Genomic DNA, 8,972 nt, shown 5'->3' on the forward strand with positions numbered 1-8,972 from the left:
CGGGCGTGAACAATCCGTGGCGTGTGGTGGGTTTCACCAACATGACGCAGGAAGTGGCGCTCCATTCAGAGATCGGCAACTTCGTGCATGTCGACGCCGAAGGATCGGACGATAAGCAGATCGCCGATATTGCCGATCTGCTGGCCAGCGGCAATTGCGATATCCTGATTGTCTCGCCAAACACGACGGCGGCGCTGACACCCGCCATGGAGGCAGCCTGCGAGAAGCTGCCCGTGATCGTCTTCGACCGTGGTGTGCAGACCGACTGCCCTGTAACTTTCATTCATCCCATTGGCGGCTACGGCTTCGGTATCCAGGGCGCGCGGTTTATTGCCGACAATGTGGAGTCGGGTTCAAACGTACTGATGCTGCGTATCCTGCCGGGCGTGGATGTTCTGGAAACGCGTTACTCCGCGGGACGTCGTATCCTTGACGACGCTGGCCTGAACATTGTCGGCGCCGAGTTCACCGACGGCGACAACGCCAAGACCAAGTCGATTGTGGAAGACTATCTTCAGCGCGGCAAGATCGACGCCGTGTGGATGGACGCGGGTGCAACCGCGGTCGCCGCGGTCGAAGCCTTCGAGGATGGAGGATACGACATTCCGGTGTTCGTGGGCGAGGATCAGCAGGATTTTCTGCAGAAGTGGCGCGCGCTCGGCATGAAGGCGATTGCTCCAACTTACCCAACCTATCAATGGCGCACGCCAATCATCGCGGCCATGAGTATCCTCAAGGGTGAAGCTGTTCCGGGTCCGGAGTGGGTGCTGCCGCAGCCCGCTATTACCCAGGAGACGCTGGACGATTACATCAACGACAAGATGCCGCCGCTGCATTACGCGATGTGCGGCTGCGAAGACATGCCAAACTACCCGCAAGCCTGGGGTGGTAGCAAGTAGACCAAAACACACTACCTGAAGGACATTGGGCGCCTTTGGGCGCCCATATCTCATGATGGAATTGCCGTGGTCGGTTTCGAAGCCTACGCGTGGATTTACGGCTGATATGGAATCCCGATGAGAGCCAGCGCTGTGGCGAGGCCAATTGGTACCTGAAATGTCACAAGGTCGAAATCCTCCAAAGCCTCTACTCGCTCGGCATGGGCGCGCGGATCTGGCCTCAGCGGTTCCGCGACGTCGATCTTTTTTCCTGCGTTAAAAGCTGAAGGAGGCGAAACACCTCATTGCGGTGTTTGCGGATGTCACCACCCTTGGCGTTTCCATCGCCGGCTTCCTTGAGCCATGAAAAATCGACAATCGCCCCTACTCTGAAAGGGGTCAGAAGCCGCTCGATCGGCCATTTGCAAGCCGACGCGTTTGTTCATGTTCCGCGGCCGAACTCGCGTGAGCTCGAGGCATTCAGCCCCATCGGAGAAGCCAGCGGACGTATGCTGGCCCATCCCTGGTCGGCCCCGGGCTGTCGTAACCGCCACAAACTCAATCCTCCCTGACAAAAGCCGCGCCCAGCGGCTGACCTCCATGTGCGGATCGTGACTGTTGGGATTTGCGAGTTGATAAGGCTGGGGATCGATCAGAACGAGGACCGAATCCTCGGGACGAAGAAGCGAAACGAGGCCGTTACGAGGGGTACTAGGACTTCCTTTCTCTACCGCTATGGGTGGTGATGGGTTCACGGGAGACATGCGCCAGCAGGCGACGTTCCCCGGAACGCAATTTGCCGTTCCCTTCGATGGCGCAATAGTGTCAAAGTCCGACAGGCTGTGTCGCGAAACGAGGAACACCAAATTGGACATCGAAGATCTACAGACATTCGTCGCAGTGGCCGATGCAGGAGGTATATCGGCTGCCGCGCGCCGGCTCGGCGTCTCCAAGTCAATCGTCAGTCGGCGGCTTTTCCGGATCGAAGCGGAGCTTGGCGTCCAGCTTCTTGCAAGAACGACCCGCGGCGCCGCGCTTACGGAAGCGGGGATCACGTTCAGGGAACATGCGGCCCGAGCCAGCGCCGAGATCGACACGGCCAGGGAAACGATCCTCCCGACCGGTGAGCTGCGCGGCCGCCTGAGGGTTGCCATGCCGCTTTCTTTCGGCCCGACCCACTTCGCCCCCGTGCTTGCGGAAATGGCGCATCAGCATCCCCGGCTCCAGATCCATACCTCCTACAGCGATCGCTTCGTCGACCTTATCGCGGAGGGTTTCGACTGTGCGATCCGGGTTGGTTACCTTCAGGACTCCAACCTGATCGCGAAGCGCATCGGACCGATCTATGGAAAGCTTGTCGCAAGTCGGGATTATATCAAAACGCACGGCTCACCCCAGACGCCAGATGAGCTCGTCGACCATCAGGCCCTCATGCAGGGAACGGAAACCTGGCAGTTCATGGATGGCGACAAGATTGTCACGGTTCAGCCGCAGGGCAGGTTCAAGGCCGACAACGCTACGGCGCTTGCCGCCGCCGCGGCGGCAGGGCTCGGCGTCGCCTGGCTTCCCGATTGCATCACGTATGACTACGTGACCTCCGGAGCGCTCGTTCCGATCATGACAAGCTATCCGCCACCGCCAGCGGCCGCCTATGTCGTTCGCCCGCCGGGTCAGCATCCGGCACGGAAGATAAGAGCACTCACCGATATGCTGATCGAGCATTTCGAAAATAATCCCCACCTCTGGGGACTTGATCGGTGAAGAACGGATACCGCGAAGCCTGGGGCCAGCCAAGCATTCGACGGTCGCCCAAACGTCCTGCGGACCTCGCCGGCATGCCTCGGCGTTCCACCTATCGCGACACAGTTGAGCGTATCGCGGGGCTAGTTGCCGAGATGACCGCTTGCTAGGTCGGGAGGCGGTACCCGGCCGACACCGCGCATGATACAAACCGATACGAACCAGTTGTCTGGATCAACCGGGATGAGGCCGTCTGACAATCCGGAAGAGGATGAACCGCATGAGTTGGAACCCAGCAATCGAACCGGGCTGTCCCGATGAGGTTGGCCTCGACGCAATCGAAACGCTCATTATTCCGCGTTCCCGGGACCTTGGCGGCTTTGAGGTTCGGCGCGCCCTGCCCGCACCCAGGCGGCAGATGGTCGGACCGTTCATCTTCTTCGATCAGGCCGGCCCGGCGGAGCTGCTGACCGGCCAAGGCGTAGATGTGCGACCGCACCCGCATATCGGACTGGGCACCGTCACCTACCTCTATCGCGGCGACTTCCATCACCGGGACAGCACCGGGGCCGACCAGATCATCCGTCCCGGCGAGCTGAACTGGATGGTCGCCGGGCGCGGCGTGACCCATTCAGAACGCACCTCCTCGGCCGCGCGAAGCGGTCCGAACGGCCTGTTCGGGATACAGACCTGGGTCGCGCTGCCCGACCGCCACGAGGACATGGCGCCCATGTTCGAGCATCACGGCAAGGAGGCCCTGCCGGTGATCGAGGATCGCGGCGTCTCGGTACGGCTCATCCTCGGGGAGGCCTACGGCGAAAAGGCCCCCGCGCAGATGTACTCGCAGATGTTCTACGCCGACGTGAAGCTCGACGTGGGGAGCCGGTTGCCGATGCCACACGATCACGAGGATCGGGCCATCTACATCGTCGAAGGCTCGATCTCGATCGCCGGCCAGGATTTCGAGGCAGGTCGGATGATGGTCTTCCGTCCCGGCGACAGGATCACCATCGCGGCCGGCGACAGAGGCGCGCGCCTGATGATTCTCGGCGGCGCGACGTTTCCGGGCCCCCGCTATATCTGGTGGAACTTCGTCGCGTCTTCGCAGGAGCGCATCGAAGCGGCCAAAGCCGAATGGCGTGCTGAGAACTGGGGCAAGGGGCGCTTCGATCTCCCGGTCGACGACCGGAATGAGCATATTCCTCTTCCGGACTGACCGGTGCTGATAAGGTGATCGCCAGACACGGCGCGGGCGGTCGAGGACGACATGAACGACGTCGCCTGTCAGGTATGTTCTGAATGGAGAAAGCAGAATGAGCAACAAGTGGCCCCACCTCGACTACCTCGTTTGGCGCGAGACGTGTTCCGCACTGCATCTGTACTTGCAGGTCGCCGGCAAGTATCGGCTGGCTCATGCCCCGTGGCTCAACCATTCCTGGAACGCGACCTTCTATGTCACACCTACCGGCCTGACATCCTCGCCGATCCCCGACGGCCCCGGCATCGAGATCCTGTTCGACCTTCGGGAACACCTGGTCGTGGGCACGTGCGGCGAGGGCCGCAGGGCGTCGTTCGCGCTCGGGCCGACCACGGTCGCGGCGTTCCACGCCAATTTCGTCAGCTTGATCTCGGAACTTGGCGGTACGCCGGCCTTCAACGGCCAGCCCAACGAGGTGCCCAATCCGGTGCCGTTCAGCGAGGATCATCGCGAACGGCCCTATGATCGGGAAGCCGTTCAACGCTTTCATCACGCGTTGGTCGCGATCGACAGGGTATTCAATCGGTTCCGGACCTCCTTTCTCGGCAAATCCAGTCCTGTTCACCTGTTCTGGGGCGCGCTCGATCTCGCCGTCACCCGCTTCTCAGGGAGGCGTGCTCCTCTCCATCCGGGCGGCATTCCGGCATTGCCGGACGACGTGACGCAGGAAGCCTATGACCGCGAGGTCTCCTCGGCGGGCTTCTGGCCGGGCGGCGGTGGCATCGATTATCCCGCCTTCTACGCCTACGCCTATCCGACGCCGAACGGCTACCGCAGCGCGCCGGTCCGGCCCGATGCCGCATTCTGGCATGACGGCTTGTCAGAGTTCATCCTGCCCTATGAGGCCGTGCAGTCGGCGGCCAACCCCGACGATGCCCTTATGGCGTTTCTTGTCTCAACCTATGAGGCCGCGGCCAATCTGGGAGGGTGGGACCGCGATTTGCTGGAGTGTATCCAGGGGCGGCCGGGTCGGGCGCGACCTGCTGACGCCGAGTTGTCGAAGATCGCGCCTTCATCGACCGACGAAAAGGTCGAACGCGAGGATGGCGCATCGAAGGGGCGCTACCGGATGGTCGTCGACGGCGTCGAAGCCGAGATGACCTATAGCCGGGCCGGCGACGGGTTGATCATCATCGATCACACGGAAGTGCCAGCAGCCTTGCGTGGCCGCAAGGTCGGAGAGCGAATGGTGCGACAGGCAGTCGAGGATGCGCGACGCGAAAGGATCAATATCATTCCCCTTTGTCCGTTCGCAAAAGCGCAGATCGATCGTCATCCGGAATGGCAGGATGTGCTTCCTCGGTCATAAGGGCTGGCTTTCCGGCGGCAAAGGGTCTCGCCGGCCCGTTCCTTTTTCGTTTCGCGGCCGGGCCGCCCCGCTCCGCGCGCATATGCCCCAACCTATCTCTGGAACTGAAGCTCAACGCGGCCGCCGCAGCATCGGGACGAGCGTCGGCGAGGAACCGGCCTGGATCGCGCCGAGCGGTTCGAAGCCGTGGCGTCGGTAGAACGGGATGTTGCGTGGATTCGAGGATTCCAGATAGGCGGGCGCGTGATCGCGATCGCACCGTGCGAGTGCGTACGCCATCAAGGCGTCGCCGTGACCTTCGCCTTGATGCGCCGGGTCGACGCCGATCAGGGGCAGGTACCAATGGGGTTCGGTCGGGTGGTAGGTCGCCATCTGCTCGAATATGGCCGTGGTTTCGGGGGCAAGAGAGCGCGCAACCGTGCTCTCGAGCACCGCACCAAGCCCTTCCTCGTCGGAATGCACCCCGGGCGATAGCCACAGCGCCGTCCCGGCATAGCCGTCGGTGCAAAAGGCGCTTCCGTTGGAGAATGCGCTGCTCCCGAACGCCCGGATCATTCGCGGCATGGCCGCAAGGTACTGGTGTGCATGCGGCCAGGTCCATCGCGCCATGGGATCCGCCGCGAACGCCAGCACGATCGTTTCGACCGCTAGATCTTCATCGGCCGCGGCCATGACTCTCACTGTCGGCGATTTCACACTGCCCTCCTGACGTAGGTGGCCCGACGAGGCGCCCGCGCCCGTTCTCGGTAGCGTATCCTAACCCAGATGGCGTGGGAGCGATACCGGTTGCCGCTGGCTCAGCGGTCCCGAATTCACTTCGGTTCATGCTGGCCTTCGGGCATGGACGTTCAAACATATTACCTCGGATGCGGCTGGCGTCGACCCGCTATGGGAGTGAACATCTTTGGGTGGGGTAACCACTACAGATCAGAACAAATGACTGTAGCCGACAAGTGACGTGTTTGAATGTCTGCAAATCAGGGTCAAGCGCCTATTCCTTGTCTTTGCCCACCGCCCCAAACCTTCCTGGCGAGAACGGCTCAATCCCGGGAATTTCATGCTGGATATGGGCGATCGCGCGCTGGTGAAGGGCGGCAAGAACCATTCCCGCCAACAATGGTGATCACAATCGCTGCACGCTCGGCGAATGCCACGTAGTTGCATTGATGACGATTTATGTGACGCCACGCGCGCGATCGATGATGCGCTGCTGACGCTGTGATACGATTTGCTGGCTTGCCTGCATGCGAACGGCCCGCTGCAACGCTTTCAGCCGCTCGTGCATCGCCTCAAAAGCGCGCCGCTGCGCCAGCGGCACGCGATTGATGATATCCTTCTCACCGCGCAGGATGGCGTTGCGGCCGAAGCGCTCGTCGAGCGCCCTGCTGACCGTGGCGAACTCCTGGCCGACGGCGGGATCGAGCGAACCGACGGCCACGTGGAGCTTGCCGCCCTTCTTCTTCATCTCAGATGCCAGCCGGCGCAGGGCGTCTTCGGCGACCTGCGACAGTCCGGGAATGGCGACCGCCATGCGGCGGCGCTCTTCCGTGATGGCCCGATGCTCCGCGTCGAAGGCGCTGACATAAGCCGCACCGAGCGAGCGCAGACAGACGGCCGCCTCTGGGACGGCCTGCAAAGCCTCCTTCCGTTCCCGGCCGGAGGCGAGCATACGATCCATCAGACGTCCGGAGCCGCGCAGCGCACCATATGCAGCGGGGTCGTTGGCCACGGCCGCCGCGATCCGCTCAACCGCGAAGCCCCTGACGATCAATTTCTCCATTCTGTCGACGGCGCCGGCTGGATCGCGCCAGATACGTGTAGCGGTCCGGGCGAGAGCAGCACGATCGTGACCGTAATGCGGGGCGGCAAGTGCTCGTGGGCGTGCTTCATCATCCACCGGTGTTTTGAACTCCGTTACGGCGGCAAGCATCGGCAACGCGGCTTTTGCCTCCGTCCCGAACTCAACACTTGCGCCGGCAACGATCTTCGAGCGGTCCTTTCTCTCGGCGAGATGCTGTTGCTCGGTGAAACGACGCACGACCTCGAAAAGCCGCGTAAGCTTCCCGAACCGTTCATCCATGAGATCTTCCGGCATGCGTTCGGCCACGTTGCGCCTGGCGATCGCATCGGCCTTCGCGGTGAAGGCACTCCAGCCGAAGCGGGCCGTCAATGCATCACTCACCGCCTTCACCTCCTGAACGAACAAGCGATCTTCGGCGGCAAAGGCAAAGGCCGTCTTCCAGGCATCGTCACCACCTTGCTTGCGCACCGCCTCGATTTCGACGAGACGCGCCATCGCCTGCTTCGAGAGCGCCGGGATCGACAGGGCCATATGGGCGCGGCGTATCCGCTCACGCTCGCGGAACCGTTCAGCGTTCCGGCGGAACTCGGTCGCGTGCGCCCGGACCAGCGGCCGCAAATCCTCCAATGCCGCCGCTGCTGAAGCACGTTCATTACGCGCCGCTCGGCCGTTGACCATATTGTCAGACCCGCGCAGGCGGCCGAGCCGGTTCGGTGTGTTGTCGAGATCGCGGGCGAGCGCGCGAGGTTCGATGGTGGTATCCGAGGCGAGTGCGTTAAGGCTGACAAGCGCCGCATCTGGATCGTGGTAAATCCTTTCAAGCAACGGTCGCAGGATTTCTTCCCGTTCCTTCCACCGCGGTGAAGAAAGCTGCATAAGGCGGGCATCCTCATCAACGCTCCGGGTGAACTGCGTGGTGGGCGGGATTAGATAATGTCGGTTGGCCGGATTTTCCTGCGCAAGCGTTTCCATCCGATCCTCACTATACGAAACGCGCCGCTCTCGCTCGATCGCAAAGCCGAGTGCTACATTGGCCCGTTCCCGGAGCTTCTCCACCTTCTCCCTCTTCGCGGCAAGCCAAGCCAGCCGCCGGAAAACCCCTTTCTCCATCCCGGCCACGACCTCGGCGAAAGTATCGATGCCGCGTCGCCGCGCGAAGTCATGTGCATGCGCCTGGTATCCCGCCTCGCTCTCGAAATCGAGCGTCGTGGTCTTGGCGCCGGATCGCGACAGTCTCTCCACGAGCTGCTTGAAGAGTTCCGGCCGGTGGCTTTCTCGCTCGATACGCGCTCGCCGGGCGTCGGCGGTCTCAATCTGTCTGGCTGTCCAGACGTTTCGGTCGACTTCCCGTTCTTCGTAACGCTTTTCACCCGTTTCCCCGTCAATGAGGGGCACGGTCACCTTGACCTTCTCGACGCCATCCTTGCGAAGGGTGACCATATCGCCCTCCGAGACGCCCGCCTCCTCGATCGCTTTCGGCAGACTTACGCCCCAGAGGCGATGGACGATTCCATCATCCGTCCTGATGTCGGCATAGGGGCTTTCCTTCGCATCCTCGTCATGGGGTCGGAACCTGGTTTGCCCGGTACCCACGAGCTCGCCGGTCACGCCGGCGGCATGATCGACGCGTGGCCTTCGTCCCCATTCGGGTTTTGGTTCGAAATCCACCTTCGCGGCATAGAGATCGGCGCGCTCGCGATGCCGGGTCATCGCCACATAGGTCAGGTGCTGGTCCATCATGCCGGTGGCGAGCACGAAGGTTCGATTGACGGTCGCTCCTTGCGACTTGTGGATCGTCGCGGCATAGCCGTGATCGACATTGCGATAACTGTCTTCGCTGATCACGACATCACGGCCATTGTCGAGGCGAACTGACAGCAAGACGTCGCCCCGTTTGCCACCGGTGGACACGACGGTGCCGAGCATGGCTACAAAACCACAAGCAACGTCGTACCGACGGCGCTGCGCTATACCGGCCCGCTGATC

At 62.1% G+C, this 8,972-nt stretch carries 7 protein-coding genes; 5 read left to right on the plus strand and 2 right to left on the minus strand.

Annotated features, from left to right (window positions below):
* The 4 genes from ATN84_RS12795 to ATN84_RS12810 form a co-directional block, all read left to right on the plus strand.
* The coding region (locus tag ATN84_RS12795; protein WP_068882058.1) for a substrate-binding domain-containing protein at positions 1-899 on the plus strand (899 nt) is incomplete at its 5' end.
* A gap of 846 nt (positions 900-1,745) precedes the next feature.
* Positions 1,746-2,639, plus strand: coding sequence for a LysR family transcriptional regulator (locus ATN84_RS12800; RefSeq protein ID WP_068882059.1), 894 nt, complete (start codon positions 1,746-1,748; stop codon positions 2,637-2,639).
* Positions 2,640-2,898: 259 nt separating this feature from the next.
* Positions 2,899-3,834: a pirin family protein gene (locus ATN84_RS12805; protein WP_068882062.1), complete on the plus strand. Its 936-nt coding sequence runs from the start codon at positions 2,899-2,901 to the stop codon at positions 3,832-3,834.
* Between the two features lie 97 nt (positions 3,835-3,931).
* Positions 3,932-5,185, plus strand: a complete 1,254-nt coding sequence (locus ATN84_RS12810) for a DUF5996 family protein (RefSeq protein ID WP_068882060.1) — start codon at positions 3,932-3,934, stop codon at positions 5,183-5,185.
* A gap of 111 nt (positions 5,186-5,296) precedes the next feature.
* Here ATN84_RS12810 and ATN84_RS12815 read toward each other — a convergent pair whose 3' ends face one another.
* A complete protein-coding gene (locus ATN84_RS12815) occupies positions 5,297-5,857 on the minus strand; it encodes a GNAT family N-acetyltransferase (RefSeq protein ID WP_068882061.1) in 561 nt (186 codons plus the stop codon).
* A gap of 286 nt (positions 5,858-6,143) precedes the next feature.
* Here ATN84_RS12815 and ATN84_RS26065 point away from each other — a divergent pair, with 286 nt between their 5' ends.
* The gene (locus ATN84_RS26065; RefSeq protein WP_082766272.1) at positions 6,144-6,308 is read left to right on the plus strand and encodes a type IV toxin-antitoxin system AbiEi family antitoxin domain-containing protein; all 165 of its coding nucleotides are present in this window, start codon (positions 6,144-6,146) and stop codon (positions 6,306-6,308) included.
* 51 nt (positions 6,309-6,359) lie between these two features.
* Here the strand turns inward: ATN84_RS26065 and ATN84_RS12820 are convergent.
* Positions 6,360-8,972, minus strand: a 2,613-nt coding sequence (locus tag ATN84_RS12820) for a BID domain-containing protein (protein WP_201026369.1), incomplete at its 5' end; no start/stop codon positions are given.

The organism is Paramesorhizobium deserti (assembly GCF_001558695.1).
Lineage (GTDB): Bacteria > Pseudomonadota > Alphaproteobacteria > Rhizobiales > Rhizobiaceae > Paramesorhizobium > Paramesorhizobium deserti.